Below are 25,264 nucleotides of genomic sequence, written 5' to 3' on the forward strand. Positions count from 1 at the left end.
ATGGCCTGTGGACGAGCACACGGTTAGTTTGCAACCAAGGAGTCTTCCATGCGCAGTTCCCATGTCGTCCTCGCTGCGGCGATCACGGTCGGTCTGGCCGCCTGCGGCAGCACACCGCCGCCGCGCCCCGTCGCCCCCGTCGTACCGGTGGTCAGCACCGCGCAGATGGCCGAGGCCAACCTGTCGCCGGCCTCGGCCAGTCTGGTCAGTGGTCGCCTGGCGCTGGTGCCGGATGCCCGTGGCGTGCACATCACCGGGGTCATCGGTGGCCTGCAGCCGCTGCAGGTGGCCGGGTTCCACGTGCATGAGCGCGGCGACTGCAGTGCGGTCGACGCGAGCAGCGCTGGCGCGCATTTCAATCCCGCCGGTCAGCCGCACGGCCGCAACAGTGCCGGTGCGCATCACGCCGGTGACATGGACAACCTGCGCGCCGATGCGCAGGGTCGCGTCAATGTCGACATCCGCCTGCCAGCGGTTACGCTTGGCGGCGGCGCAGCCACCGATATCGCCGGGCGTGCACTGATCGTGCACGCCAACGCCGACGATTACCGCAGCCAGCCGGCCGGCAACGCCGGCGCCCGCATTGCCTGCGGCGTCATCCGGGTCGTGCGCTGATCGCGCCCTCCCACGACGTCGTTTCTATCAACGCTACCCGCAAGGAGATCCACATGCGCCTGATCCACACCACGCTGTTCGCTGCCATCGCCGCGCTCGGCCTGACCGCCTGCAACAAGCCGGCCGACACCACCCCTGAAGCCACCCCGGCCGCCGAAGCCACTGCCGCCCAGCCGACCGCTGAAGCGACCCCCGAGGCACCGCCGGCGATGACCAGCGAAGCCCATGCCAACCACACCGCCAGTGCCGATCTCGCGGCCACCCAGGGCAATGACGTCAAAGGCACCGTGACCTTCAGCGTCGTTGACGGCAAGGTGCACGTGAAAGGCCAGGTCAGCGGCCTGAAGCCGAACAGCGAGCACGGCTTCCACATCCATGAGAAGGGCGACTGCAGCGCGCCGGACGGCGCCAGCGCCGGCGGCCACTTCAACCCGGGCCAGGAAGACCATGGCAGCGTGGCCAGCGAACCGCATCACGGCGGCGACATGCCCAACATCAAGGCCGACGCCCAGGGCAACGCCGTGGTCGACGCCCCGGTGTCGACCAACGTCAACATCGGCAAGGGGGATGGCTTTGACATCATCGGCCGCGGCCTGATCGTCCATGCCGACGCGGATGACTACAAGACCCAGCCGACCGGCAATGCCGGTGCGCGCCTGGCCTGTGCGGTGATCAAAGCGGCCCCGTAATCCGGGCCGTGTTTGACGAAAAACGCCGGCGAACGCCGGCGTTTTTTTTGAACGTTGGTAGAGCCACGCCATGCGTGGCTGCAATGAGCGATATCGATTTTCCCGAGGGAGCCGGCCAGCGGCCGGCACTACCGTCAACGCGCCAGCAGCTCGCGCGCGTCCTGTCCGGCCTCGCAATGCACGAACAGCACCGGCAGGCCATGCGCTTCGAGCACGGCGGCCATCTGCCGCTGGCGGATCAGGTACTGGTCGTAGATGCCCTGCAGGCGATCGCAGTCGCCGGTGCCGTGGTTGTAGTACGCACACCAGCCGGCGGGATCGAACAGCGCCATACGCACTTCGCCATCAGCGTATCGAAGCAGCGGCTCCGGCGCAGCATCCAGCCACTCTTCCACGTGCGGTGCCATCAGCGCGGTTTCGATTAGCGGCCACAGAATCGCCAGGCCCTGGTTGTCGTACTGCATCGACATCATCGCGGCGAGATCATTCACCGTGAAATAGCGGGCGTGCTCGATCTGCGCGCCGAAGGCGTTCTGCGCCTGCAGCGCGGTATCGGCCTGCGCCATGCCCTGGGCCAGCAGCACCTCTTCCAGTGCTTCGGCCACGGCCTGGGTCTGGACGACTTCGGTGCCGGTCAGCAGGAACGGGACGACCCGCAGGCCGCCACCGGTCAGGCTGGCATCGGCCTGGAACGGCAACGGCACATCGCCGTCGGCGCCGGCTCCAAAGGCCAGCACGCGCGGGCCCTGGTTGCGGCCCGGGGCGCGCATCTGCAGTTCTTCCAGGCGCCGGTGCACCGGCCAGCCCGGGCGCAGGATTTCCGCCGGATCGAAATGGGCGCCGGCGAACACGAAGTCCAGCCCGCTGACGCCGGGCACCAGCTTGGCCAGATCGCGGCCGACGCGCTCGGCCAGTTCACCAGCCTGTTCGGAGGACAGCGCGGCATGGCGCGGGGCGTCGCCGCCGGCCAGTTCCAATGCCAGTACGCCAATGGCATTCATGCCGTGGTCGGGTTTGCTCATGGTTTCACGGTTGGCCCATCACAGGGCGGCAGCTACACTTGGCCCCATTATGCCTGCTCCTTCGTGCAGGCCATGTTGCAGACACCCCTCCCATGCCAGGTATCTCCATGCCCAACGCCCGTCCCGTCGCCATCCTCGGCGGCGTCCGCATTCCGTTCTGTCGCCAGAACACGGCTTATTCGGACGTCGGCAACCTCGGTATGTCGGTGCGCACCCTCGGTGCGCTGGTCGAACGCTTCGGCCTGCACGGCCAGCAGTTGGGCGAAGTGGCGATGGGCGCGGTGATCAAGCACTCCAGCGACTGGAACCTCGGCCGCGAAGCCACGCTGTCCTCGGGCCTGTCTCCGCTGACCCCCGGTATCACCATGCAGCGCGCCTGCGGCACCTCGCTGGATACGATCATCGCGGTGGCCAACAAGATCGCGCTGGGCCAGATCGATTCGGGCATCGGCGGCGGTTCGGACACCACCTCCGATGTGCCGATCGTCTATGGCAAGAAGCTGCGCGCGCGCCTGCTGGCGGCCAACCGCGCCAAGAGCACCGGCGACAAGCTCAAGGCACTGACCCGCGGCTTCAAGCTGAGCGAGCTCAAGCCGGAGTTCCCGGGCGTGGCCGAGCCGCGCACCGGCAAGAGCATGGGCGACCACTGCGAAGACATGGCCAAGGAGTGGAACATCTCCCGCGACTCGCAGGATGAGTGGGCGGTGTCCTCGCACAAGAAGCTGGCCGCTGCCTACGAGCGCGGGTTCTTCAACGACCTGATCGCGCCGTTCCGCGGCGTGGAGCGCGACAACATCCTGCGCGCCGATACCTCGCTGGAAAAACTGGCCACGCTGAAGCCCGCCTTCGACAAGGTCTCCGGGCGCGGCACGCTGACCGCCGCCAACTCCACCCCGCTCACCGACGGCGCCTCGGCGGTGCTGTTGGCCAGCGAAGAGTGGGCGCGCGCGCATGGCCACGAGCCGCTGGCGTACCTGCGTGATTCGCAGGTGGCGGCCGTTGATTTCGTACACGGCGAAGGCCTGCTGATGGCGCCGACCATCGCGGTGCCGGAGATGCTCAAGCGCAATGGCCTGACCCTGCAGGATTTCGATCTCTACGAAATCCACGAGGCCTTCGCTGCACAGGTGCTGTGCACGTTGCGCGCGTGGGAAAGCGAAGACTACTGCCGCAACCGGCTGGGCCTGGAGGCGCCGCTGGGCAAGATCGATCCGGCCAAGATCAATCCGCTGGGCTCCTCGCTGGCCACCGGCCACCCGTTCGCCGCCACCGGCGCCCGCGTGATCGCCACGGCGGCCAAGCAGCTGGCCGAACGCGGCGGTGGCCGCGCGCTGGTCTCGATCTGCACCGCCGGCGGCATGGGCGTGGTGGCGATCGTCGAGCGCTGATCGCCGACGCAGGAAATGAAGAAGGCCGCCCAAGGGCGGCCTTCTTCGTTTCCGGGTAGATCCACGCCATGCGTGGATGTCCCAAATCCCGCGCCGGCTGTTACGGCAGGCGCGGGTTGCCGAACGCGTCGCGTTCCACGTGCAGGCGATCTTCCTCGGCGTGCATGCGGCCCTGCTCCACGTGCAGGCGATCGTGCACCGGCGCCGGTTCACCCATCAGCGATTGCTCTTCGACGGTGGCGCGCTCGGGCACGATCGGGTCCAGCGGCGTCGCGGTCGCGGCACGGGCCAGCGCCACGCTGTCATCACCGCGCTGCTGGCGCAGCGCATTGGCGAAGCACTGCGAGGCCAGCGCGGTTTCGCCGCGTTCCAGGAACAGCTCGCCCAACGCTTCCCAGGCGGCCGGGCCGGCACCAGCGGCAATCGCGCGGTGCAGGTAATCCTCGGCCAGGGTGTGCTGGCGCTGGCGGGCGGCAATGCGGCCCAGCGCCAGCAGCAAGGCCGGGCTGGAGGGCTGGGTGGTCAACCAGCGCTGCAGGTTGGCCTGGCGCGTGGCCAGCTTCTCCACCGGCATCTGGCCGTAGAGCGTCACCACCGATTCGTCCCAGCGCGTGTCCAGCGCCTGCTCCAGGTTCAGCAGGGCCGGTTCGTCCCAGTCCAGGGCAACCGCCCGCAGGGCATAGGCCGAAACCACGTCCGGATCGCTGCGCAGGGCCTTCGGCGTGGCCTCCCACTGCGCGGCCAGTGCGTTGACATCACCGGCCTCCAGCAGCGACTGGGCCGCCAGGCGGATTTCCAGTTCGGCCACGGCGGTGTCCGGCAGCACCTTCTGCTTGCGCAGCGCGCCCAGCTGCCCGTACGCCTCATGCGCGCGATCGGCACGGGCCAGTGCCTCGGTGCGCAGCCACAGGCCGCGCGGCGGCAGCGGCTGGATCGCGGCGATGTCGAGCACGTTGATCGCATCCACCGGACGCTCCTGTGCCAGCAGACGTTCGGCCTGCAGCAGGGCATGGCTGGTGGCGTCTTCGGCGGCCAGGCGCTGCAGATACTGGTTGACCGCGGCGTCGTCGTCGCGCGCCTGCGCGCTGCGCACCGCAGTGACCAAGGCGACAGCACTCACTTCCTTGTCTTCGGCGGCGCTGGTCAACAGCTTTTCCGCACGCTGCCAGTGGCCCTGTTCATGGGCCTGCAGGCCCTCGGTCAGGCGCGCACGGCCCTGCTTGCGGCGGTAGCGGCCCCAGGCGCGGAACGGCGAGGCCAGCAGGCTCCACAGCAGCCACAGCACCAGCAGACCCACCAGCACCATCAGGGCGACCTGCGGCACGGTGGAGCGGTAGTCGGTACCGCCGTAGCGGTAGATCACTTCGCCGAACTGCCGCAGCTGTTCGGTGCCGAGCCACTGTGAGGCGATCACGCCCAGGGCGACGGCCAAGAGCAGGACCACCAGAGATTGAAAGGGCTTCATCGATTACCTCCCGTTACGCATCGAGCGCAGTTGCTGCAGGGTGCTGCCCAGTTCGGGCAGCGATGGACGCAGCTCGCAGGCGCGTAGTTGATGCAGTTCAGCACGTTGCTCGCGCAGAGCAGGTGAATCCGGCCACAGCCGCGGCAGCCACAGCGCCACGCGGTCCAGCGCCTGCACATAGCCGGGTTGATCGCCGCGCTCCACCGCGGCCCGCGCCAGGGTCAGTTCCAGCTGCAGCGAATCCCACGCGGCCACCCGCTCGGCCTCGGTCAACGGGCCCTGCAGGCGGGTGGGGGTGATGGTCACGAACGGTGCCAGCACCTGGTGCCACCAGGGGCTGCCAACGGCGGTATCGGCCGGGGCGTCGATCTGCTCGGGCAGCGCGGTCAGCGCCTGGGCGAACCGGCCCAACCGTGCCTGGGTCTGCGCGCGCACCCCGGGGCCGAGCGCGTCCACCGCATTGCGCTCCTGCATCAATGCCTGCCGCAGGTTCAGATACTCGTTGCCCTGCACATCGTCCAGCGAGGCGGCCGCCAACGCGTACAGGCGCTTGGCGCCTTCTGCGTCATCGGCATAGGCCAGCCGCTGGCCGGCCTGGCTCAACAACAGTTCGGCTTCTTCCAGCTGCAGTGCCTGCGCGCCGTGGCGGGTGCTGTCGGCCAGCTTGGCCAGGTTCTCTTCAAGCAGCGCATTGCGCTGGCTCAGGCCGAGCATTTCATCGCGCAGCACGCGGTTGGTGGCGGCGGCGTCCTGCACGCGCTGGGAGGTCGAACGCTGGTCGCGGCGCAGTGCTTCCACGCTGTCCAGCAGGCCCTGCACCTGCAGCTGGTCGTTCTCTTCCCGCAGTCGTTCCTGCGCCTGTCGCGATTGCCACTGCGTCCAGCCCCAGGCGCCGCCGGCGGCCAACACGACAAGCGCCGTGATCGGCACGATCCAGCGCAGGGGGCGGCTCGGAGAGGGGGGCGAAACAGGGTCATTCATACGGGCATCCTTGTCGCGCGCGCCGGGCAATCCGCTTGGCTGGCGAGCGACGTGGCACACAGCATCGCCCGCCGCCCAAGGCCCCTGCAAGACCGCCCCGGCTCCCTGTTCAGGAAGATGCGGGCGGGATGAGCGCGGCGTGTGCAGCCGCAACCAGCTGTGCCGGCATCGGCCCGGCGGCGACCCGCACCTGCCCGAAGCCTGCGGCGCGCGCCTGTGCGGCCAGCCGCTCGCTGGCGGCCACCACGGTGGCCGCGCGCAGCGGTGCCTGCAGATCGTCGGGCAACTGCGCCAGCAACAGCGCCAGGGCCTCGCCGCTGCTCAGCGCCAGCACCCAGGGCATGGCCGCACGGCGCAGGCGCTGCAGGGTGCGCGGGGCTAGCGGCAGCGGCTGGCGCGCATAGACGTTGGCGCGCAGCAGTTGGGCACCACGTTGCTCAAGGGTCTGGGCGATCACCCCGCGGCCGCCGGGGGCGGTGACCAGGCCCGCGCGCAGGCCGCGCAGGTCAGCCAATGCCGGCAACGCAAGCAGGCCCTCGCTGTCCATCCGTGCCGGTGCGGCGATGTCCTGCGCGCCCTGGCGGTGCAGCGCCGCCGCCGTGCCGGCGCCCACGGCAAGCCACTGCCCCGGGTGGGGTGCGGCCAGATCCACCAGGCGCGCGGCGGCCTCCACCGCGGCGGGACTGCTGAAGACCACCCGCTCGGCCGCCAGCGCGGCGGTGAGGTCGGCGTGGGCGGCAGTATCGCGCTGGGCCTGCAGCGCCCACGGCGACAGCGCGATGAGGTGGGCACCCGCCGCCTTCGCCGCACGCCGCAGCGGCGCATGCTGGCCACGCGGGCGCAGCGAGATCAGGGTCCAGGGCGCGACTTTCGTTTCGGTGTTCATTGCGGGCATTATGCGAGCCCTTCGATGTGACGTGATCAACCAGATGTCCGCAACCGATTCCCTGCCGGCGCAGTTGTCCGCGCTGCAGCATGTCCTGGATGCCATGCCGCCGGTGGCGGCCATGCAGATCCGTGTCCACGACTATCGCGACGGCGTCCTGCACATCCATGCCCCGCTGGCGGCCAACGTCAATGACAAGGGCAACGCCTTCGGTGGCAGCCTGGCCTCGGCCCTGACCCTGTCCGGCTGGGCCCTGGTGACGCTGCGGCTGCGCCTGGCCGGGTTCGATGCCGATGTCTACGTGGCCGACAGCCACATCCGCTACCTGGCGCCGGTCTACGGCGATCTGCATGCGCAGGCCCAGGCCGATGCGGAAACCGACTGGGACAGCTTCCTGGCCACCTTCGCCCAGCGTGGCAAGGCCCGCATCAGCCTCACCGCCCGGCAGCCGGGCGAGGGCGACAAGGCCGCCGCTGAACTGAGCGGCCGTTTCGTGGCCTTCGCCAGGCGGTAGGATGGGCGCCTTGCCTATTGGGGAATTCGCATGCGTCGTACGCTTCAGATCCTGCTGCTGGCATTGCTCGCGCTGACCAGCGTGAGTGCCCTGGCCGCCGAGCAGAAAACCACCCGGAAGCAGCGCAAGGATCTGGAGGAAACCCAGATCAAGTACGACGCCACGATGCGCTGGGGCACCGTTGAAGACGCGTTGCCGTACCTGGACCCGGAATACACCCGGGTCCACCCGCTGACCGACCTGGAACTGCGCCGCTTCGAGCAGGTGAAGATCTCCAGCTATCGCGCCAGCGACAACGTGCCCATGCCCGATGGCCGGGTGGGGCGCACCGCCGAGGTGCGGGTGATCAACAACAACACCCAGGCCGAGCGCACGGTGCGGGTGCGGGAGATCTGGCGCTGGGACGCCGAAGACAAGCGCTGGCTCCAGGCCAACGGGCTGCCCGACCTCTGGCAGGACCGCTGACGCCCGCCCACACGGGGCTGGACGCCGATTCGCCCGCATGTGCGACAATCGGCGCCCGCTTATCGACCCGTGATCTTAGTGAATTACGAAGAGTTGCTGGCCTTTGCCGGCCGAAACCCGATGTTGTCGATGGCCTTGGTCGGCCTGACCGTGGCCATCATCGTGACCGAAGTCCGCCGTCTGTTCCGTGGCTTCAAATCGCTCAAGCCGGCGGAACTGACCCAGCTGATGAACGCCGGTGGCGCCATCGTGGTCGATCTGTCCTCGAGCAGCGATTTCGAGAAGGGCCATATCGCCGGCAGCCGCAATGTGCAGCCGAGCCAGTTCGGTCCGGAGCACAAACTGGTCGCCAAGGCCCAGCAGAGCCCGGTCGTGCTGGTCTGCCGCAGCGGCAACGCCTCCGAGACGGCCGCCAAGGCCCTGAAGAAGGCGGGTTTCACCCAGGTCAACGTGCTCGATGGCGGCATCCCGGCGTGGCAGCAGGCCGAGCTGCCGCTGGTCAAGGGCCGCAACTGATCCCCGTCGGATTGCAGCGCACGCCTTGTACGCGGCGCACAGCGCCCCCATCGCAGGGCATGTAACAATCCGTTTTTACAGCATTCATTTTTGGAGCAACAGGAAATGTCCGAAGAGAACACCAACGGCGCCGTCGCGCCGGTCGACGCCGCCACCGGTCCCTCGTTCACCGTCGAGAAGATCTACGTCAAGGACGTTTCGTTCGAATCGCCGAACGCTCCGGCCGTCTTCAACGACGCCGTGCAGCCGGAACTGCAGCTCAACCTGAACCAGCGCGTGCAGCGCCTGGGCGAGAGCGCCTTCGAAGTCGTGCTGGCCGTGACCCTGACCTGCAAGGCCGGCGAGAAGACCGCCTATGTGGCCGAAGTGCAGCAGGCCGGCGTGTTCGGCCTGGTGGGCCTGGACCCGCAGTCGATCGACGTGTTGCTCGGCACCCAGTGCCCGAACATCCTGTTCCCGTACGTGCGTTCGCTGGTGAGCGAGCTGATCCAGGCCGGTGGCTTCCCGCCGTTCTTCCTGCAGCCGATCAACTTCGAAGGCCTCTACGCCGAAACCCTGCGCCAGCGCCAGGAACAGGGCGAGACCTCGCTCGCCGATTCCGAGCCGGCCGGCAACGCCTGATCGGCGCTGCAGTCGTACGGATGAGCAAGCACGCAGACAAAATCGCGGTTCTCGGCGCCGGCTCCTGGGGCACTGCCCTGGCCAGCCTGCTCGCGCGGCACGGTCACCCGACCGTGCTGTGGGGGCGCGATGCGGCGATGGTCGAGGCCATCGACCAGCGCCACGAGAACACCCGTTATCTGCCGGGTATTCCGCTGCCCGAGTCGCTGCGCGCGACCACCGACCTGGCCGCTGCCGTCAAGGACGCCGCCTGGATCCTGGTGGTGGTGCCGTCGCACGCCTTCGGTGAAACCGTGCGTGCACTGGCGCCGCTGCGCCCGGCTGATGCCGGCGTGGCGTGGGCGACCAAGGGCTTCGAACCCGGCTCCGGTCGGTTCCTGCACGAAGTGGCGCGTGAGGTCCTCGGGCCGGACGTGCCGCTGGCGGTGGTGACCGGCCCGTCGTTCGCCAAGGAAGTCACCCAGGGTCTGCCGACCGCGATCACCGTCCACGGTGACGCGCCGGACTTCGCCCAGCAGGTGGCCGATGCCATGCACGGCCCGGCGTTCCGCGCCTACACCGGCGATGACATGGTCGGTGCCGAGCTCGGCGGCGCGATGAAGAACGTGCTGGCCGTGGCCACCGGCGTTGCCGATGGCATGCAGCTGGGCCTCAACGCCCGTGCCGGCCTGATCACCCGTGGCCTCAACGAAATGCTGCGGCTCGCCGCGGCGATCGGTGCCAAGCCGGAAACCCTGATGGGGCTGGCCGGCTTGGGCGATCTGGTGCTGACCTGCACCGGCGACCTCTCGCGCAACCGTCGGCTGGGCCTGGCCCTGGGCCGTGGGCAGACGCTGCAGGATGCGGTGCGCGAGATCGGCCAGGTGGTGGAATCGGTGCAGACCGCCGATGAAGTGATGCGCCAGGCGCGGCGTCATGGCATCGACCTGCCCATCTCCGACCGGGTGCGCGCCGTGCTGCACGGTGAGCAGACCCCCGAAGAAGGATTGCGTGCGTTGTTGGCACGCGAGCAGAAGCCGGAGTATCCGGACACGCTGTTCAAGTGAGGCACCCAAAACCCCGGCAGATGCCGGGGTTTTTTTGGGGTCTTCGTCCATTCTTTTGAGGCGCGACGGCGGATGGGTCGGGCGCTGGGCCACGCCAGAACGAAACAACCCGGCACGTGGCCGGGTTGTTTCGTGGCGTACCGACGAGGGTGTGGCCATGCCAACCGCAAAAAAACCGCGACGGCCGTGCAGGTAGAGCCGACCGTTGGTCGCCTGCTGTAAAAGTGAAGCCCGGCGTGAGCCGGGCTTCATGGCGCAGGGGAGAGAGACCGCGCCATCCAACAACGTACCGCGGTATTGCGTATCGCGTATTACCAGGTGAAGCGCGGACCGACGAACCATTCCTTGTCGCCGCCCTTGGCCAGCTTCACTTCGCCGGCCAGGCCCCAGTTCTGGTTGAGCTTGGCCTGGGCGCCGACGCGGCCGTAGAACTCGCCGTCCGGATTGATGCCGTGCTTCTTGCTGTAATCCTCGTAACCGGCCATCACGTAGCCTTCGAAGTTCGGGGTGAACGCGCTGCGCACGCCGACTTCGGTGGAGTAGCCGTTGAAGTCCGGGCCGTGCTTCGGGTCGAACTTCTGGTAAGCAACGCGGGCGACCAGATCGGTGGTCGGGGCGATGCCGTAGTTGTAGCCCACACCGACGCGCCACTGGTCGACGTCGTTGCTGCCGCGCTTGGTTTCCTGCGCGTTGTAGTCACCGAAGACATGGAAGTTCGGCGCCACGGCGACCGAGCCCTTCACCGCCCAACCATCGGCGTCGCCGCCCTTGGCATCGGTGTTCACGTAGCCGCCTTCGACGTAGTTGTACGACAGGCCGTCGGTTGCCGACGCAGCGAACGGCAGTGCAGCGAGCAGACCCAGAGCAAGCAGGGAAGTCTTCATTTTCGGGAACACCTTTTTATTTTTTGGTTTTGTCCGCCAGCAGAGGAAGGGGGAATCGCTGCTGGCGACAGGTGTGAATTATCCGTTAGTCACCCGAATTAGCCCTGAATATCAAACTGAGCAGTACATAAATGAAGCGGCGATATTGGGAACTCTTCGTTCGCTATCTGCTACGCACGCGCACTCCGTCTCATGCGTAAAGCGCGCACACGACAGGACACCATCGCGATGACGTGCATCGCATGGGTATCGAAGAAAAAAGAGCGCGCGTCCGCAGGCGGACCGGGATCAGCGTTCGCCGTCGCGCAGGTAGTCGAACAGCTCGGCGTCGCCTTTCAGCCCGAGCTTCAACATCGCATCGCCTTTCTGGCGGCTGATGGTGCTGACGCTCTTGTGCAGATGGAGGGCGATCTCCTTGACCGTCATGCCGCTGCCAAGCAGCCGCAGCACTTCCACTTCGCGTGGCGACAAAGGACGGGCTCCGCCTTCCTCGACACTCTCCGTGCCGATTGCGTCAATGCGTTCCTTCAGCGACAGGCTGACGTAGGGCACGCCGCGCTGCACGGTCTGGATCGCCAGCGGCAGCTCATCCATCGAGGAGGTCTTGTCGACCAGGCCAAGCACGCCGGTCGCGACCACCATGCGCAGGATCGCCAGGTTGTTGGACACGCTGAGCATCAGCACCGGCAGCTCGGGAAAACGCCGGCGTATCATGGCGATCATCGCGAAGCCATCGGCCTGCGCGCCGCCGGGCATGGAGTAATCGGTGACCAGAACATCGCACTCGTGGTCGCCCAGTACGGTCATCAGCTCGGCCACGGTACTGGCCTCGGCCACCACCTGGCCAACGCCGCTGGACTCGATCACGGCCTTCGTGCCGATCCGTACGACCGGATGGTCATCGGCGATGATAATGCGCAGGGTCATGGACTAGTATTGCCTGTGAGGCAGCCGTCGGGCCGTGCCGGGATGGGGATGTCATTCTACGGAGATCAGGCAGCATGCGTACCCACGTCATTCGCTGGCTGGTTCTGTTCGTGCTCGCGATGGCGACGGGCATGCAGGTATCCGCGGCTGCGTCGCCTCCCTTGCCCCCCCACCAGAGCGAGTGGCTTGGCAGGCACCCTACCATCATCCTGGGCATGTACGACAGCGGTTGGCCGCCGTTCGAGTCCATGCAGAACGGCAAGCCGGTCGGCCTCGGCTACGACTACCTCAGCCTGCTGACCCGGCAGCTGGGGGTGCAGGTGCAGGTGCGGATGTATCGCGACTGGACCGAGGTTTTGGAGGCGGCATGCCGGGGTGAAGTCGATGTGGTGATGAACATCACGCTCACCGCCGATCGCACGCGCTGCATGGTCTACACCCGCCCCTACGCCCGGGCGCCACTGGCGCTGGTGGGTCGCCCCGGCGAAACCCGCGCATCGTCTGATCCTGACCTGCGCGGCCTGCGCGTGGTCACCGAGCGTGAGTTCGTCACCAGCGACGAAGTACGCTCGCGCTTTCCCGGCGCCCGGCGCGTGACCGCGGCCAGCACCACCGCCGCATTGGCCATGGTCGGCAGCGGCGAGGCCGACGTCTACATCGGCAACGCGTATGTGGCCACGACCCTGATCGCCGAGCGACGGCTGACCGATGTCAGCCTGCTGCGCCCCAGCGACCTGCCACCGGAGCGGTTGCACTTCGGTGTGCCCAACGCCAAGCAGCCCTTGGCTGAAGCGCTGGACATGGGCCTGGCCGCGCTCGCCGAGACCGAGCGCGAGCGCCTGGAACGGCGCTGGCTCCCGACCCCGCGATGGTCGGTGCAGTCGCAGGTGATCCTGGGCAATGCGGAGAGGCGTGTCCTGGCCACCCCCCTGCGCCTGGCCTTCGCGCCGAACGCGGCACCGCTGGCCTTCATCGACAGTGCCGACCGGCCCAGCGGTGTCTCGGCCGAGTACCTGCGCCTGCTGCGCACGGTAGGGGCGCAGCTCACGCGGGTGCCGGCGCACGACTGGTTCGATGTGCGCGAGCAGCTGCGCCGCGGCGAGGTCGACGCGATCATGGGCATCCCCAACGATTCGAACTACCTGGGCGACGGCTGGGTGTTCAGCCAGCCCTTCATCACCGTTCCCAACGTCGTGGTGACGGCCAGTGGCAGTGCGTCGGTGCTGGGCGTGCCCGATCTGGATGGCCGCAGCATCCTGCTGTCCGATCCGGAACGGTTGCGCGGGTATGTCCTGCAGCAGGCCCCCAATGCGCGCATCGTGCCCGCGCGCAGCGCCGAACTGGCGCTGGCACGGCTGGCCAAGGGAGACGCCGATGCCTACATCGGCAACCTGGCCGTCATCGATCGCATCGTGCGTGATCACTATCCCGCGCAGCTGCACGTGGCAGCGCCGGCGGGATTCAGCGATCGCCTGTCGTTGGCGGTCAAACGCCAGTACGCGCCGCTGGCCACCACGTTCGACCGCCTGCTGTTGAACATGAGCGCGCGCGAGCACGAAGCGATCCGCAGCGACTGGTTGTCGGCCGAGTACCGCAGCGATCTGGACTGGCGCAGGATCGCGCGCTGGGCGGTGCCGCTGGCCCTGGTGCTGCTGACCGCACTGCTCGTCCATGGGTGGGGGCACTGGCGCCTGCGCAGTGAGGTAGCGATGCGCCGCCGTGCCGAGCAGCGCTTGGCCGACGTCACCGACAACCTGCCGGCGATCGTCTACCAGGGCCGTCGCGAACGGGATGGCCGGCTGTCGCTGCCGTATATCGCCGGTGACACCGAAGCGCTGTTCGGGCTCACCGCGGCCGAGGCGATGGCCGATGAAAGCGCGCTGATGGCGCGCATCGACGAGCGTGATCGCGCCAGTGTGCGCCAGGCCATGGAAAGCGCCGCGCGTGACTTCGCCCCGTTGGACATGGAATTCCGTACCCGCCCAAGTGGCATGCTGCGCTGGGTGCGTTCGCGCGCGCTGCCCTATGACGCCGAGGACGGGGTGCTGCTGTGGAGCGGCTACTGGATCGATGTGACCGAGGCGCGCGCACAGGCCGACGCGCTGGCGCTGGCCAAGGCGGCCGCAGAGCGCGCCACCGCCGCCAAATCCGAATTCCTGGCCACGATGAGCCACGAGATCCGCACACCGATGTCCGGCGTGCTGGGCATGGTGGAGGTGCTCTCGCACACCTCGCTGGATGGCGAGCAGCGCCGCATCATCAGCGTGATCGAGGACTCGGCGCAGATGCTGCGGCAGATCCTTGATGACCTGCTGGACTACTCCAAGATCGAGGCCGGCGCGCTGTCCCTGCAACCGCATCCGGTCGCGCTGCGCGCATTGCTTGGCAACGTGCAGCAGCTGCTTGCCCCGCAGGCGGTGGCCAAGGGGCTGGAGCTGCAGATCCAGATCGACGACGCGCTCGCGGCCATGCACCTGGTCGATGGCATGCGCCTGCGGCAGATCGCATTCAACCTGCTCAGCAATGCCATCAAGTTCACGCGCGCCGGCGAGGTCGGCATCGCGCTGGAGGTGCTCGACGGTGATGCCGACGGCGCGCAGCAGCTGCGCCTGACCGTTCGCGATACAGGCATCGGCATCTCGCCCGAGCAACGCGAACGGCTGTTCGCGCCGTTTGTACAGGCCGACGCGGCGACCAGCCGCCAGTACGGTGGCACGGGGCTGGGGCTGAGCATCTGCCAGCGCCTGGTGGCGATGATGCACGGCACGCTGACGCTGCACAGCGTCCCCGGCGAGGGCACGCGCGTGGAGGTGCTGCTGACCGTACCGGTGGTGCCGGTGGACGAACAGCCCAGTGCCGCCGAAGAACACACGCAGGCGGTGCCGTTGCCGGCCGCATTGCAGCAGCGGCGCATCCTGATCGTGGAGGACCATCCCACCAACCAGGCGCTGATGGGGTGGCGCATGCAACAGCTGGGCTTGCCACACGTGCTGGCCGAGAACGGGGAACAGGCACTGGCGCTGCTGGCGCGCACCCGATTCGACCTGGTGCTGACCGACTGCCGGATGCCGGTCATGGACGGCTATGCCATGACCCGCCGCATCCGCGAGCAGGAGCGTGACCGCGGCGGTGCCCGGCTGCCGGTGATCGCGCTGACCGCCAGCGCGATGGAGGACGATCTGCAGCGCTGCCGCGAGGCCGGCATGGACGATCTGCTGGCCAAGCCGGTCGCACTGGGCGCCTTGCGCCAGGCACTGCTGCAGTGGCTGCCGGACGGGGATGGCCCCTTGTCCGGCGCGGAGCAGGCACCGGGTGCGGATGACGTGCCGCCGGACCGGGCCGCGCTGGTGCGCCGGTTTGGTTCGGAGCACGTGGCCGGCGTGCTGATCGAGAGCCTGTGCACGGCCTCGGCCGAGGATCTGGTGAAGCTGCAGGCAGCCCTGGATGCGCAGGCCGGGCCCGCACTGGTGAATGTGCTGCACCGGCTGGCGGGGGGGCTGGCAACGCTGGGGGCCGACGCGCTGGCGCTGCAGGCGCGCAGCCTGATGGAACGCGTCGACGACGAAGGCGTGGCGGCGCACGCCGAGGCGGTCAGCGCATTCGATGCGGCGTTGCGCGCTTATCTGGTGCAGCTGCAGGCGTCCTGACCGGCGCCTGCCGGTCATCGCTGCTGCTGCAGATACTCGATCACCTGCCGCCGGCGCTCCGGGTCAGCAGTGGAGTTGACCATGCGCGTGCCCGGCACCGCCTGCGTGGGCGAGCGCAGGAACGCATCGAGGGTCTGTTCGTTCCAGGTCAGCCCTGCATCGCGCATCGCGTTGGAATACGGATAGCCGGCGACACTGCCGGCACGCCGGCCGATCACGCCATGCAGGTTCGGGCCGAACCGATGCACGCCACCCGGGCTGACGGTGTGGCAACCGGCACAGATCGCAAAGGCGCGCTGCAGGTCCTGCTGATGGGCCTGCTCCGGCGTCTGCGGGGTGCGCGAACACGCCGCCAGCAGCAGGCAGGCCAGTAACGGCAACGTCGATCGGAAAGCAGGGGCCATGGCGCCACGGTCACGTCCAACAGGACGCTCAGGATAGCCAGCGCGGCGGTGCCTGCCGCGCCTGATGGCCTGCGACCGGTGGTCGCAGGCCATGCCGATCACATCCCCGAGTAGTTCGGGCCGCCGCCGCCCTGGGGGGTCACCCACACGATGTTCTGGGTAGGGTCCTTGATGTCGCAGGTCTTGCAGTGCACGCAGTTCTGCGCGTTGATCTGCAGCTGTTCGTGCCCATCGCTGCCGACGAACTCGTACACGCCGGCCGGGCAGTAGCGCGCTTCGGGACCGGCGTACTCGGCCAGGTTGATCCGCACCGGCACGCTGGCGTCCTTGAGGGTCAGGTGGCTGGGCTGGTCTTCGGCGTGGTTGGTGCTGCTCAGGAACACCGAGCTGAGCCGGTCGAAGGTGAGCACGCCATCCGGCTTGGGATAGTTGATCTTCGCATGCTTGGAGGCCGGCTCCAGGCAGGCATGGTCCGGGGTGCTGTGGCGCAGCGTCCACGGCGGATTGCGGATGCCCAGCTTGGGCAGCAGCCACTGCTCGATGCCGGTCATCAACGTGGCCACGGTCTGGCCCTTCTTGAACCACTGCTTGAAGTTCTTGGCCTGCTGCAGTTCGGCATGCAGCCAGCTGGTCTCGAACGCCTGTGGATAGGCGCTCAATTCATCGTGCTGGCGATCGGCCACCAGCGCATCGAAGGCGGCATCGGCGGCGAGCATGCCGGTCTTGATCGCGGCATGGCTGCCCTTGATCCGGCTGACGTTGAGATAGCCGGCCTCGCAGCCGACCAGCGCGCCACCGGGGAACACCGTCCTGGGCAGCGACATCAGCCCACCGGCGGTGATCGCGCGCGCGCCGTAGCCGATGCGCTTGCCCCCTTCCAGGTGCTTGCGGATGTCCGGGTGTGTCTTGAAGCGCTGGAACTCTTCGAACGGGCTCAGCCACGGGTTCTTGTAATCCAAGCCGACCACATAACCGATCGAGACCTTGCCGCCCTCGGCGTGATACAGGAACGCGCCGCCGTAGGTGTCGTTGTCCAGCGGCCAGCCGGCGGCGTGCACCACCAGGCCCGGCTCATGCTTGGCCGGATCGATCTGCCACAGCTCCTTGATGCCGATGCCATAGGCCTGCGGATCCTTGCCGGCATCAAGCTGGAAGCGTGCGATCAACTGGCGGCCGAGATGCCCGCGCGAGCCTTCGGCGAAGATCGTGTACTTGGCGTGCAGCGCCATGCCGCGCTCGAACGCGGGGCCGGGCTGACCGTTCTTTTCGATGCCCATGTCGCCGGTGGCCACGCCGATCACCGCACCGTCCTCGCTGTACAGCACCTCCGCCGCGGGGAAGCCGGGGAAGATCGCCACTTCCAGCGCCTCGGCCTGCTGCGCCAGCCAGCGGGTGACCTCGCCGAGGCTGACGATGTAGTTGCCTTCGTTGTGGAAGCACTCCGGCAGCAGCGCGTTGGGCGTGCTGCGCGAGCCGGTTTCATTGAGGAACAGGAATTCGTCGCGGGTGACCTTCTGCTTCAGCGGTGCGCCGCGCTCGGCCCAGTCCGGGAACAGTTCGGTCAACGCGCGTGGGTCCATCACCGCGCCGGACAGGATGTGCGCGCCGGGTTCGGAGCCCTTCTCCAGGATGCAGACCGACAGCTCGCGGCCAGCCTCGATGGCGCGCTGGCGCAGCCGGATCGCCGTGGCCAGGCCAGCAGGGCCGCCACCGACGATCACCACATCGAATTCCATCACTTCACGCGGGGGCAGGACGTTGATTTCTTCGCTCATGGGGCTGCGTAACTCTTGGGTAGTGCCGCGGGTTGAACGGCGGCGGTTGCCTGGGAATCGCGCGTGTCACACCACGGCGAAACGGTGGATCAGTGCGCCAGAGTACCGGCACGGCGCATTTAAGCCTAGATCGCCGACGATGACAGCGGTGTCGCCGCGTGTTCGATACCAGGATGCTGCGGCGCAGCAACCGCGCTGCCCCGCCGTCCCTTGGCCGCTTCGCGCACAACGACCACAATGGGAGCCTGTTCCACCGCCACCTGCCGGGATGCCATGTCACTGAATCCGTTCGATCTGTTCGATATCCGTTCGCTGCTGAGCGAAGAGGAGCGCGCGGTGCAGGCGACGGTGGCGCGCTTCACCGATACGCGGGTGCTGCCGATCATCGGCGATGCCTTCGACGACGGGCGTTTCCCGGACGAATTGATTCCCGAGATTGCCGCGCTGGGCCTGCTCGGCTCCAGCCTGCCCGAGCAGTACGGCGGCGGCGGGCTCAATGCGGTGAGCTACGGCTTGATCTGCCAGGAGCTGGAGCGCGGCGATTCGGGCCTGCGCAGCTTCGTTTCGGTGCAGAGCTCGCTGTGCATGTACCCCATCCATGCTTACGGCAGCGAAGAACAGCGGCTGCGCTGGTTGCCGGACATGGCCACCGGCAAGGTGATCGGCTGCTTCGGGCTGACCGAGGCGCATGGCGGCTCCGATCCGGCGGCGATGAAGACCCGCGCGGTGCGCGATGGCGGTGACTGGCTGATCAACGGCAGCAAGATGTGGATCACCAGCGGACCGGTGGCCGACATCGCGATCGTGTGGGCGCATACCGACGATGGCATCCAGGGCTTCGTGCTGGAAAAGTGCATGGCCGGGTTCACCACGCAGGAGATCAAGCACAAGATGAGCCTGCGCGCCTCGCTGACCGGTGCGCTGTTCTTCGACAACGTGCGCGTGCCCGACCGCAACCGCCTGCCGAACGTGCAGGGGCTGAAGGGGCCGCTGGGCTGCTTGAACCAGGCGCGCTACGGGATCAGCTGGGGTCCGATCGGCGCTGCGGTGGCCTGCCTGGATGAAGCCCTGGGCTACACCAAGCAACGGGTGCTGTTCGGCCGGCCGGTGGCGGCCACGCAGAGTGCGCAGATCAAGCTGGCCGACATGGCGCGGCGGATCACCACCGCGCAGCTGCTGGCCCTGCAGCTGGGGCGCCTGAAGGATGCCGGCCACCTGCAGCCGCAGCAGGTCAGCCTGGCCAAGTGGAACAACTGCCGCATGGCCATCGACATCGCGCGCGAATGTCGCGACCTGCTCGGCGGCGCGGGCATCACCACCGAGCACGTGGCGATCCGGCATGCACTCAATCTGGAATCGGTGATCACCTACGAGGGCACCGAGACCGTGCACCAGCTGGTGATCGGCCGCGAGCTGACCGGGATCAATGCGTTCTGAGGTCACCTGACCAACGGTCAGGTGCTACACAATGGTCAGGTGCTACACCAACGGTCAGGTGCCTGTGTCACCGGTAGGTGCCGACCGTTGGTCGGCACGGCATCTTATTCCCCGCCGGCAAACCCGTTCTGGCGCCATGCCTCGTACATCACCACGGCGACCGTGTTGGACAGATTGAGGCTGCGGTTGTCCGGCTGCATCGGCAGGCGCAGGCGGCGGCCGTGGGGCAGGCTGTCGAGCAGGTCCTGGGGCAGGCCGCGGGTTTCCGGGCCGAACAGGAAGGCATCGCCGTCTTCGAACTGCTGGGTGTCGTAACGCACGCTGCCGCGGGTACTCAGCGCGAACAGGCGCTTGGGCGCAATGACCTGCAGGGCGGTTTCCAGATCAGGATGGACCTGCAGCCGAGCGTATTCGTGATAGTCCAGGCCGGCGCGCTTGAGCTGCTTGTCGCTCAGGTCGAAACCGAGCGGCTCGATCAGGTGCAGCCGCGCGCCGGTATTGGCGCAGAGGCGGATCACATTGCCGGTATTCGGCGGGATTTCGGGTTGGAACAGGACGACATGGAACGTGGGCGTGGCAGTCATCGGCGAAGTGTACGCCGTGGCTGCGGAAGACCGCAGCAGCGGCTTACTGGCGGATCAGGGTCGTGGCGGCGGCAGCGGCGGTTTCCAGGGCCAGGGCCTGCAGGTCGGCAGCCGACGGACGCACCTGCAGGGTCGGCAGGTTGATGATCACTTCGTTGGCCACGGCAGTGGCGGCAGCGGTGAAGGTGGCGACGTAGCCGCGGTCGTTGGTCTGTTCGGCAGCCAGGGCCTGGCGCTGTTCGGCGGTCGGACGCACTTCCACTGCGGCCAGGGTGGTGACGCGGCGGTTGGCGGCCAGTTCGGCGCGGTACTCGGCGATCAGGCCAGCGGTCGGACGGACTTCCACGACCGCCAGGGTCGGGATGTCGCTGGTGCGCTCAACCTCGGCCTGGGCGATCTGGTCGGCCGAGGGGCGGACCTGCACGGTGTCCAGGGTGACGATGGCGGGGGCGGCCTGCACCGACGAAGCAAACGCGGAACCGGCGGCAAAGGCGATGGCGATGGCGAGAGTCTTGGTGTTCATGGCGAGGTCCTGTTTAGTGTTGGTGATCAGTGGTGTGGTAGTAATGTAGTACACCGATTCGGGGCTTGCAAGAACAATTTCATTATTCTTGTTGTTGTTCAGCATCCAGTCAGTTTCGGTTTGATCCTTGTTTCCCTTGCGATGTACCAAGCAGGTCGCGTGCCAACTTTTACGCATTGATTTCAAAGGGTTTTTGCGAAGTAGCGGTGTCCGATGTCCGGACACGTGTCCGCCGCAGGGCCGCGGACTGTCCGCCCGGCCGCGTGCGGCCACGCTCGGATGTGCGGTTCGTGGCGGATCCGCCGCCATCGGCAGGTCAATGACTGTTGGCCGATGCCTTTTGCCCGGGCGGCGCGCTAGCATCCGGCTTCACTTTCATGACCAAGGAACCGGAATGACCGTCCAACTTCGACCGCGTGCCGCGCTGCTGGCTGTAGCGCTTTCCGCCGCCCTGGGCTCGTTCGCGCCGGCACCGGTCCTGGCCAAGCCGGCCACGGCGGCCAAGGTCGACATTCCGTTCGAACAGTTCACCCTGCCCAATGGCCTGCGCGTGGTGGTGCACACCGACCGCAAGGCGCCGATCGTGGCGGTGAATATCTGGTACCACGTGGGCAGCAAGGACGAACCCGCCGGCCGCACCGGCTTCGCGCACCTGTTCGAACACCTGATGTTCCAGGGCAGCGAGAACCACGACGGCGAATACTTCGAGCCCTTCAAGCAGGTTGGGGTGACCGGCCAGAACGGCACCACCAATACCGACCGCACCAATTACTTCGAGAACGTGCCGACCACCGCGCTGGACATGGCGCTGTGGATGGAGTCCGACCGCATGGGGCATCTGCTCGGGGCGATCGACCAGGCGGCGCTGGACGAGCAGCGCGGCGTGGTCCAGAACGAGAAGCGCCAGGGCGAGAACCAGCCCTATGGCCAGGTCTGGGAAAAGCTGACCCGCGCGATGTACCCGGCAGGGCACCCGTATCACCACAGCGTGATCGGCTCGATGAACGATCTCAACGCCGCCTCGCTGGACGACGTGAAGACCTGGTTCCGCACCTGGTACGGCCCGAACAATGCGGTGCTGGTGCTGGCCGGTGATATCGACGTGGCCACCGCGAAGGAAAAGGTCGCCAAGTACTTCGGCGACATCCCGGCCGGCCCGAGCATGGCCCAGCCCAAGGTCGACGTGGCCAAGCGCGAGAAGAGCACGCGCGAAGTGATGACCGACAAGGTGCCGCAGGCGCGCATCTACCGCGCCTGGAACGTCGCCCAGGTCGGCACCACCGATATCGACCAGCTGCAGCTGTTCGCGCAGGTCCTTGGCGGTGCCAAGTCCTCGCGCCTGGACCAGCGCCTGCTGCACCAGGACAAGCTGGTCGACAACATCAGCGCCGGTGCCTACAGCTCGCAGCTGGGCTCGAACTTCGTGATCATGGCCAGCGTCAAGCAGGGTGTGGATCCGGCCAAGGTCGAGGCGATCATTGATGAAGAAGTGAAGCGCCTGGCCAAGGACGGTCCGACCGCCGATGAGCTGAGCCGTGGCAAGACCGCGTTCCGCGCCGGCTTCATCCGCGGCATCGAGCGCATCGGGGGCTTCGGCGGCAAGGCCGACGCGCTGGCCGAGTGCACCGTGTACGAAGGTGACCCGGGCTGCTTCCGCACGTCGCTGGCCACCATCGATGGGGCCACGGCCGCGCAGGTGCGCGATGTCGGCGCCAAGTGGCTGGGTATCGGGGATCACACCATCGTGGTCGAGCCGGGCGCGCGCGTTGCCCTGGCCGAACTGCCGTCGGAAACGCCCAAGCCGTTCACCGTGCCCGCCGTGGATCCGCGCTTCACCACGCTGCCCAAGCAGGTCGACCGCAGCACCGGCGTGCCGCAGACCAAGACCTTCCCGGACCTGAAATTCCCCGAACTGCGCCGCGCCACGCTCAAGAACGGCACCCAGGTGATCCTGGCCGAGCGCCATGACATCCCGGTCGTGCAGTTCAGCTATGAATTCCCGGGTGGCTTCACCGCCGACCAGGGCCGCAAGTCCGGCACGGCCAACTTCACCATGGGCCTGCTCACCGAAGGGGCCGGCAAGCTCGGTGCGCTGCCGTTCGCCGATGCGGCCGATGCACTGGGCGCCAAGCTCGATGCCTCGGCCTCGCTGGACAGCACCAGCGTGTACCTGTCCGCATTGAAGGAAAACCTGGCCCCGTCGCTGGCCCTGTATGCGGACATGCTGCGCCAGCCGCGCTTCGACCAGACCGAGATCGACCGGGTCAAGGCGACCTGGATCGCCGGCATCCAGCAGGAGAAGGTCAACCCCAGCGCGGTGGCGATGCGGGTGATGCCGACCCTGCTGTACGGCGCGGGCCATCCGTATGCGATCCCGTTCACCGGCAGCGGCAATGAAGTGGACATCCAGTCCATGACCCGCGAAGACCTGGTCGACTTCCACCGTGACTGGCTGCGCCCGGAGCAGGGCACGCTGATCGTGGTGGGTGACACCACGCTGAAGGAAATCGTGCCGCTGCTGGAGCGCCAGCTCGGCAACTGGAGGGCCGAAGGTCCGGCGCCGGAGGTCAAGGCGCCGGTGGATGTCGCACGTCCGGCGCATGCCCGCGTGTACCTGATCGACCAGCCGGGCGCGGTGCAGGCCAACCTGTTCGCCAGCCAGGTGGTGCCCTCGTCCAGGGACCCGGGTTCGACCCGCTTCGATATCGCCAACGGCGTGCTCGGCGGCGACTTCACCTCGCGCCTGAACATGAACCTGCGTGAGCAGAAGCACTGGTCCTACGGGGCCGGCAGCAGCGCCAGCAACACCCTGGGCCAGCGCCCATGGGGCGCCCGCGCGCCGGTGCAGATCGACAAGACCGCCGAGGCGATGCAGGAGATGCAGAAGGAAATCGCCGAGTTCGCCAGCGGCGCCAAGCCGGCCACCCCGGCCGAAGTGGCGCGTATCCGCAACATCCAGAACCTGAGCCTGCCCGGCGCCTATGAGACCGCCAGCGCGGTGATGGGCACCATCAGCGGCATCGTGCGCTACCAGCGCCCCGACGATTACGTGGTCCAGCGCAAGGCCGAGATCGAAGCGATGACCCCGGCCCAGGTGCAGCAGGCCGCGGCCACGCTGGACCCGAACGCGCTGACCTGGGTGGTGGTGGGTGACCTCAAGCAGACCGAGGCACCGGTGCGTGCGCTCAAGCTTGGCCAGGTGCAGGTCATCGATGCCGAAGGCAAGGTGGTCGACGCCCCGGCCACTCCGGCTGCCCCGGCACCAAAGAGCCGGTGACGCCCAACGCTGGCCGGCCACCGCGCCCGCCAGCCGCTCAGGTGCCGGGGACCCACCCGGCACCTGATCACCCCCGATTCAGTTGTTTCCCGCACACTCCCTTACGTATTCCAGCCAGGCCTTGCCCATGCGCATTCTGCTTCTGTCCGCCCTGATCCTCAGCGTTTCCGCCTGCACCTGGGTGCCGATCGAATCCTCCGGCAAGACGGTCCGCGTGCTGCCGGCCGGTGCGGTTCCCAGCGGCTGCCAGAGCAAGGGCGAAGTGGTGGTGACCGTGAAGAGCAAGGTCGGCTTCTACAACCGCAACCCGCTGCGCGTGCAGGAAGAGCTGGAAACCCTGGCCCGCAACGAGGCCCCCAGCGCCGGTGCCAACGCCGTGCAGGCCTCGGGCCTGCCGGCCGATGGCAGCCAGCGATTCCTGGCTTTCCAGTGCCCGCCACGCTGAACCCTTCACCCCGTGCCCGGACCATACGCCCGGGCGTGAATTCGTAAAGGTGCGGTGAAAGCCGTGCCGGCTTACAATAGCGCCCCCTTCGCCTGAGCCTTGGCGCTAACTGATGCTCTTCAAGAATGTCTCGATCGCCGGCCTGGCGCACATCGACGCGCCGCACACGCTGACGTCCAAGGAAATCAACGAACGGCTGAAGCCGACGCTGGATCGCCTTGGCATCCGTACCGACGTGCTCGGCGATATCGCGGGCATCCACGCCCGCCGCCTGTGGGATGCCGACATGCTGGCCTCCGACGCCGCCACGCTGGCCGCCCGCAAAGCCCTGGAAGACGCCGGGATCGGCGCCGACAAGATCGGCCTGCTGGTCAACACCTCGGTCAGCCGCGATTACCTGGAGCCGTCCACGGCCAGCATCGTCTCGGGCAACCTGGGGGTCGGCGACGAATGCATGACCTTCGACGTCGCCAATGCCTGCCTGGCCTTCATCAACGGCATGGACATCGCCGCCCGCATGCTCGAACGCGGCGAGATCGACTACGCGCTGATCGTCGACGGTGAAACCGCCAACCTGGTGTACGAGAAGACCCTCGAGCGCATGGCCCTGCCGGGCGTGACCGCCGATGACTTCCGCAACGAGATGGCCGCCCTGACCCTGGGCTGCGGTGCCGCGGCGATGGTCATGGCGCGCACCGAGCTGGTGCCCGATGCCCCGCGTTACCGCGGTGGCGTGACCCGCTCGGCGACCGAGTGGAACCAGCTGTGCCGCGGCAACCTGGACCGCATGGTCACCGACACCCGCATGCTGCTGATCGAAGGCATCAAGCTGGCGCAGAAGACCTTCGTCGCCGCCCGTGAAGCACTGGGCTGGGCCGTGGAGGAACTGGACCAGTTCGTGATCCACCAGGTCAGCCAGCCGCATACCGCTGCCTTCATCAAGAACTTCGGGATCGACCCGAAGAAGGTGATGACGATCTTCGGCGAGCACGGCAACATCGGCCCGGCCTCGGTGCCGATCGTGCTGAGCAAGCTCAAGCAGCTGGGCAAGCTGAAGAAGGGCGATCGCATCGCGCTGCTCGGCATCGGCTCGGGCCTGAACTGCTCGATGGCCGAAGTGGTCTGGTAACCCATTGGCCGCAGCCTGCTGCGG

At 67.5% G+C, this 25,264-nt stretch carries 23 protein-coding genes; 13 read left to right on the top strand and 10 right to left on the bottom strand.

Annotated features, from left to right (window positions below):
* The first annotated feature begins 48 nt into the window (after positions 1-48).
* Together C0R07_RS10080 and C0R07_RS10085 are read left to right on the top strand one after the other, a co-directional pair.
* On the top strand, positions 49-615 hold the full coding sequence (locus C0R07_RS10080; RefSeq protein WP_070473801.1) for a superoxide dismutase family protein: 567 nt from the start codon (positions 49-51) through the stop codon (positions 613-615).
* A 53-nt stretch (positions 616-668) separates the two neighbouring features.
* A complete protein-coding gene (locus C0R07_RS10085; RefSeq protein WP_102788809.1) occupies positions 669-1,304 on the top strand; it encodes a superoxide dismutase family protein in 636 nt (211 codons plus the stop codon).
* A 134-nt stretch (positions 1,305-1,438) separates the two neighbouring features.
* Here C0R07_RS10085 and C0R07_RS10090 read toward each other — a convergent pair whose 3' ends face one another.
* Positions 1,439-2,326: a hypothetical protein gene (locus C0R07_RS10090; RefSeq protein WP_070472014.1), complete on the bottom strand. Its 888-nt coding sequence runs from the start codon at positions 2,324-2,326 to the stop codon at positions 1,439-1,441.
* A gap of 92 nt (positions 2,327-2,418) precedes the next feature.
* Between C0R07_RS10090 and C0R07_RS10095 the strand changes: the two genes are divergently transcribed.
* Complete coding sequence (locus C0R07_RS10095) at positions 2,419-3,714, top strand: acetyl-CoA C-acetyltransferase (RefSeq protein WP_026070059.1); 1,296 nt, start codon at positions 2,419-2,421, stop codon at positions 3,712-3,714.
* Positions 3,715-3,814: 100 nt separating this feature from the next.
* Here the strand turns inward: C0R07_RS10095 and C0R07_RS10100 are convergent, their stop codons facing one another.
* The 3 genes from C0R07_RS10100 to C0R07_RS10110 all read right to left on the bottom strand — a co-directional run bounded on the left by C0R07_RS10100 (position 3,815) and on the right by C0R07_RS10110 (position 7,046).
* Positions 3,815-5,179 (bottom strand): heme biosynthesis protein HemY, encoded by a 1,365-nt coding sequence (locus C0R07_RS10100; protein ID WP_046273862.1) that lies wholly within the window; start codon positions 5,177-5,179, stop codon positions 3,815-3,817.
* 3 nt (positions 5,180-5,182) lie between these two features.
* Positions 5,183-6,160, bottom strand: a complete 978-nt coding sequence (locus tag C0R07_RS10105) for a uroporphyrinogen-III C-methyltransferase (RefSeq protein WP_102788810.1) — start codon at positions 6,158-6,160, stop codon at positions 5,183-5,185.
* 109 nt (positions 6,161-6,269) lie between these two features.
* Complete coding sequence (locus C0R07_RS10110) at positions 6,270-7,046, bottom strand: uroporphyrinogen-III synthase (RefSeq protein ID WP_102788811.1); 777 nt, start codon at positions 7,044-7,046, stop codon at positions 6,270-6,272.
* A 43-nt stretch (positions 7,047-7,089) separates the two neighbouring features.
* Here C0R07_RS10110 and C0R07_RS10115 point away from each other — a divergent pair, with 43 nt between their 5' ends.
* The 5 genes from C0R07_RS10115 to C0R07_RS10135 all read left to right on the top strand — a co-directional run bounded on the left by C0R07_RS10115 (position 7,090) and on the right by C0R07_RS10135 (position 10,208).
* Positions 7,090-7,560: a YiiD C-terminal domain-containing protein gene (locus tag C0R07_RS10115; protein WP_026070058.1), complete on the top strand. Its 471-nt coding sequence runs from the start codon at positions 7,090-7,092 to the stop codon at positions 7,558-7,560.
* Positions 7,561-7,590: 30 nt separating this feature from the next.
* The gene (locus C0R07_RS10120) at positions 7,591-8,025 is read left to right on the top strand and encodes a hypothetical protein (protein ID WP_019184893.1); all 435 of its coding nucleotides are present in this window, start codon (positions 7,591-7,593) and stop codon (positions 8,023-8,025) included.
* Positions 8,026-8,103: 78 nt separating this feature from the next.
* On the top strand, positions 8,104-8,541 hold the full coding sequence (locus C0R07_RS10125; RefSeq protein WP_019184892.1) for a rhodanese-like domain-containing protein: 438 nt from the start codon (positions 8,104-8,106) through the stop codon (positions 8,539-8,541).
* A 105-nt stretch (positions 8,542-8,646) separates the two neighbouring features.
* Positions 8,647-9,162 carry a protein-export chaperone SecB gene (gene secB, locus C0R07_RS10130; RefSeq protein WP_019184891.1) on the top strand — a complete coding sequence of 172 codons (516 nt, stop codon included), beginning with the start codon at positions 8,647-8,649 and terminating at the stop codon, positions 9,160-9,162.
* Positions 9,163-9,182: 20 nt separating this feature from the next.
* Positions 9,183-10,208, top strand: coding sequence for an NAD(P)H-dependent glycerol-3-phosphate dehydrogenase (locus C0R07_RS10135; RefSeq protein WP_019184890.1), 1,026 nt, complete (start codon positions 9,183-9,185; stop codon positions 10,206-10,208).
* A 311-nt stretch (positions 10,209-10,519) separates the two neighbouring features.
* On the opposite strand, the gene C0R07_RS10140 is transcribed toward C0R07_RS10135, so the two are convergent.
* Positions 10,520-11,092, bottom strand: coding sequence for an Ax21 family protein (locus tag C0R07_RS10140; RefSeq protein WP_019184889.1), 573 nt, complete (start codon positions 11,090-11,092; stop codon positions 10,520-10,522).
* A gap of 288 nt (positions 11,093-11,380) precedes the next feature.
* Positions 11,381-12,019, bottom strand: coding sequence for a response regulator transcription factor (locus tag C0R07_RS10145; RefSeq protein WP_019184888.1), 639 nt, complete (start codon positions 12,017-12,019; stop codon positions 11,381-11,383).
* Between the two features lie 74 nt (positions 12,020-12,093).
* On the opposite strand from C0R07_RS10145, the gene C0R07_RS10150 reads away from it, so the two are divergent.
* A complete protein-coding gene (locus C0R07_RS10150) occupies positions 12,094-15,666 on the top strand; it encodes an ATP-binding protein (RefSeq protein WP_102788812.1) in 3,573 nt (1,190 codons plus the stop codon).
* Between the two features lie 14 nt (positions 15,667-15,680).
* Here C0R07_RS10150 and C0R07_RS10155 read toward each other — a convergent pair whose 3' ends face one another.
* Both C0R07_RS10155 and C0R07_RS10160 read right to left on the bottom strand, forming a co-directional pair.
* On the bottom strand, positions 15,681-16,070 hold the full coding sequence (locus tag C0R07_RS10155; RefSeq protein WP_070474236.1) for a c-type cytochrome: 390 nt from the start codon (positions 16,068-16,070) through the stop codon (positions 15,681-15,683).
* Positions 16,071-16,168: 98 nt separating this feature from the next.
* Positions 16,169-17,845, bottom strand: a complete 1,677-nt coding sequence (locus C0R07_RS10160) for an electron transfer flavoprotein-ubiquinone oxidoreductase (protein WP_070474241.1) — start codon at positions 17,843-17,845, stop codon at positions 16,169-16,171.
* A 273-nt stretch (positions 17,846-18,118) separates the two neighbouring features.
* On the opposite strand from C0R07_RS10160, the gene C0R07_RS10165 reads away from it, so the two are divergent.
* Positions 18,119-19,282: an acyl-CoA dehydrogenase family protein gene (locus C0R07_RS10165; protein ID WP_070474244.1), complete on the top strand. Its 1,164-nt coding sequence runs from the start codon at positions 18,119-18,121 to the stop codon at positions 19,280-19,282.
* 104 nt (positions 19,283-19,386) lie between these two features.
* On the opposite strand, the gene trmL is transcribed toward C0R07_RS10165, so the two are convergent.
* Both trmL and C0R07_RS10175 read right to left on the bottom strand, forming a co-directional pair.
* Complete coding sequence (gene trmL, locus C0R07_RS10170) at positions 19,387-19,866, bottom strand: tRNA (uridine(34)/cytosine(34)/5-carboxymethylaminomethyluridine(34)-2'-O)-methyltransferase TrmL (protein WP_019184882.1); 480 nt, start codon at positions 19,864-19,866, stop codon at positions 19,387-19,389.
* A 43-nt stretch (positions 19,867-19,909) separates the two neighbouring features.
* Positions 19,910-20,389: a hypothetical protein gene (locus C0R07_RS10175; RefSeq protein ID WP_102788813.1), complete on the bottom strand. Its 480-nt coding sequence runs from the start codon at positions 20,387-20,389 to the stop codon at positions 19,910-19,912.
* Positions 20,390-20,783: 394 nt separating this feature from the next.
* On the opposite strand from C0R07_RS10175, the gene C0R07_RS10180 reads away from it, so the two are divergent.
* The 3 genes from C0R07_RS10180 to C0R07_RS10190 all read left to right on the top strand — a co-directional run bounded on the left by C0R07_RS10180 (position 20,784) and on the right by C0R07_RS10190 (position 25,240).
* A complete protein-coding gene (locus C0R07_RS10180; RefSeq protein WP_102788814.1) occupies positions 20,784-23,666 on the top strand; it encodes a M16 family metallopeptidase in 2,883 nt (960 codons plus the stop codon).
* A 127-nt stretch (positions 23,667-23,793) separates the two neighbouring features.
* Positions 23,794-24,111, top strand: a complete 318-nt coding sequence (locus C0R07_RS10185; protein ID WP_046272272.1) for a DUF4156 domain-containing protein — start codon at positions 23,794-23,796, stop codon at positions 24,109-24,111.
* Positions 24,112-24,223: 112 nt separating this feature from the next.
* Complete coding sequence (locus tag C0R07_RS10190; protein ID WP_019184878.1) at positions 24,224-25,240, top strand: 3-oxoacyl-ACP synthase III; 1,017 nt, start codon at positions 24,224-24,226, stop codon at positions 25,238-25,240.
* Positions 25,241-25,264: the final 24 nt, after the last annotated feature.

The sequence above is a fragment of the Stenotrophomonas bentonitica genome (assembly GCF_002887735.1).
Classification (GTDB): domain Bacteria; phylum Pseudomonadota; class Gammaproteobacteria; order Xanthomonadales; family Xanthomonadaceae; genus Stenotrophomonas; species Stenotrophomonas bentonitica_A.

Coding starts and splice junctions, on each gene's coding strand:
- C0R07_RS10190 (WP_019184878.1), top strand. CDS start 24,224: ATGCTCTTCAAGAATGTCTCGATCGCCGGCCTGGCGCACATCGACGCG.
- C0R07_RS10105 (WP_102788810.1), bottom strand. CDS start 6,160: ATGAATGACCCTGTTTCGCCCCCCTCTCCGAGCCGCCCCCTGCGCTGG.
- C0R07_RS10095 (WP_026070059.1), top strand. CDS start 2,419: ATGCCAGGTATCTCCATGCCCAACGCCCGTCCCGTCGCCATCCTCGGC.
- C0R07_RS10160 (WP_070474241.1), bottom strand. CDS start 17,845: ATGAGCGAAGAAATCAACGTCCTGCCCCCGCGTGAAGTGATGGAATTC.
- C0R07_RS10090 (WP_070472014.1), bottom strand. CDS start 2,326: ATGAGCAAACCCGACCACGGCATGAATGCCATTGGCGTACTGGCATTG.
- secB (WP_019184891.1), top strand. CDS start 8,647: ATGTCCGAAGAGAACACCAACGGCGCCGTCGCGCCGGTCGACGCCGCC.
- trmL (WP_019184882.1), bottom strand. CDS start 19,866: ATGACTGCCACGCCCACGTTCCATGTCGTCCTGTTCCAACCCGAAATC.
- C0R07_RS10175 (WP_102788813.1), bottom strand. CDS start 20,389: ATGAACACCAAGACTCTCGCCATCGCCATCGCCTTTGCCGCCGGTTCC.
- C0R07_RS10120 (WP_019184893.1), top strand. CDS start 7,591: ATGCGTCGTACGCTTCAGATCCTGCTGCTGGCATTGCTCGCGCTGACC.
- C0R07_RS10140 (WP_019184889.1), bottom strand. CDS start 11,092: ATGAAGACTTCCCTGCTTGCTCTGGGTCTGCTCGCTGCACTGCCGTTC.
- C0R07_RS10100 (WP_046273862.1), bottom strand. CDS start 5,179: ATGAAGCCCTTTCAATCTCTGGTGGTCCTGCTCTTGGCCGTCGCCCTG.
- C0R07_RS10150 (WP_102788812.1), top strand. CDS start 12,094: ATGCGTACCCACGTCATTCGCTGGCTGGTTCTGTTCGTGCTCGCGATG.
- C0R07_RS10135 (WP_019184890.1), top strand. CDS start 9,183: ATGAGCAAGCACGCAGACAAAATCGCGGTTCTCGGCGCCGGCTCCTGG.
- C0R07_RS10155 (WP_070474236.1), bottom strand. CDS start 16,070: ATGGCCCCTGCTTTCCGATCGACGTTGCCGTTACTGGCCTGCCTGCTG.
- C0R07_RS10110 (WP_102788811.1), bottom strand. CDS start 7,046: ATGAACACCGAAACGAAAGTCGCGCCCTGGACCCTGATCTCGCTGCGC.
- C0R07_RS10145 (WP_019184888.1), bottom strand. CDS start 12,019: ATGACCCTGCGCATTATCATCGCCGATGACCATCCGGTCGTACGGATC.
- C0R07_RS10180 (WP_102788814.1), top strand. CDS start 20,784: ATGACCGTCCAACTTCGACCGCGTGCCGCGCTGCTGGCTGTAGCGCTT.
- C0R07_RS10080 (WP_070473801.1), top strand. CDS start 49: ATGCGCAGTTCCCATGTCGTCCTCGCTGCGGCGATCACGGTCGGTCTG.
- C0R07_RS10165 (WP_070474244.1), top strand. CDS start 18,119: ATGTCACTGAATCCGTTCGATCTGTTCGATATCCGTTCGCTGCTGAGC.
- C0R07_RS10115 (WP_026070058.1), top strand. CDS start 7,090: ATGTCCGCAACCGATTCCCTGCCGGCGCAGTTGTCCGCGCTGCAGCAT.
- C0R07_RS10085 (WP_102788809.1), top strand. CDS start 669: ATGCGCCTGATCCACACCACGCTGTTCGCTGCCATCGCCGCGCTCGGC.
- C0R07_RS10185 (WP_046272272.1), top strand. CDS start 23,794: ATGCGCATTCTGCTTCTGTCCGCCCTGATCCTCAGCGTTTCCGCCTGC.